A 1,034-nucleotide genomic window follows, 5' to 3' on the forward strand; every position below is an offset into this window, starting at 1 on the left:
GCTGAACCGTGAAGACTGCCTGCCATAGCGCTTCCTCTCCATCTTGCGTCAGGATAGCGTCACGACCCCCCGGGACCAAACACCCTAGTTCAAAGACACCCAGTCTCTGACGACTTGTGCATCGGCCGATGTCAAGCGAACCCTTCGTTCAGCAGGCCGGCTAGCGGTAGTGAAAATTGTCGCCTCGCATATGCGGTCGAATTGGTTTCTCTCATCGCTTGAAGCATCGCCAAGAGCGGCAAGTTTGTGCCTGGCTTTGATAATAGCCGCGATCACCATAGTTGCGGGAAGAAGGGAACTTGCAAATTTCCCGCAAGCACCATCGGCTGATACTTCGTGAAACGGAGAAACGAGCGAAGGCTTGCCTTTCACGCTGTCCGTGCACTGTAAGTCACGTGCTGCGCTATTGGCGATTTCAGCTTCTAATGTGTCAATTCTGACGATCATCGCATCCTCCTTACGACGCTAGCCCACACCCAGAGCATCGATTGAGTCGTTAAATTCCATCTCAATATTCGATACGATTTCGTGACTTTGGTAAGGTTTCTGTTACATCGACCTGTCCTGAGACTTTGCTGGCCCCGTGCCGCCTTTCGATCTGGCCATGAAAACTGGGCAAACCCCGTCATTGCCGGGTTAGTGCAGCCAACAACCGGAGGCAAAAGCGGGGCGATTGATTGCCCTGTAGGACTGGAGGTGAGCAGCAGCGGCGCTCGATTTGTAGGCCTTCGTTAATGCTGGATGCCTAACAATTGGGCCATGGCACAGATGACATCTCGTCCAAGAGACCCGCCTTTGCCGCAGATAATTCCCGACGACTATGACAGCGAACCCATTGTGAAAGACTCGGACGGCAACCTTCAAGAGGATTGAGGCTTACATGGCGACGCTTCCCCCGTAATCCTGTTTGTCCACGGCACTGCGGCCAGAGGAACGGGGCCTTGTTGTTCATTGGCCCGTAATCGAACTCGGTTATACCAAGAGAATGCCGGACGATCTTCCCGCCACCTCTTCCTCCCAGCTCTCTCCCGAGG

The 1,034-nt window shown here is 54.1% G+C and carries 1 protein-coding gene; it reads right to left on the reverse strand.

Annotated elements, in window-relative coordinates:
• Positions 1 to 84 precede the first annotated feature (84 nt).
• Positions 85 to 447 carry a hypothetical protein gene (locus GSQ76_RS12020; RefSeq protein ID WP_158744154.1) on the reverse strand — a complete coding sequence of 121 codons (363 nt, stop codon included), beginning with the start codon at positions 445 to 447 and terminating at the stop codon, positions 85 to 87.
• Between the last annotated feature and the right edge of the window lie 587 nt (positions 448 to 1,034).

The organism is Acidisphaera sp. L21, assembly GCF_009765685.1.
GTDB lineage: Bacteria > Pseudomonadota > Alphaproteobacteria > Acetobacterales > Acetobacteraceae > LMUY01.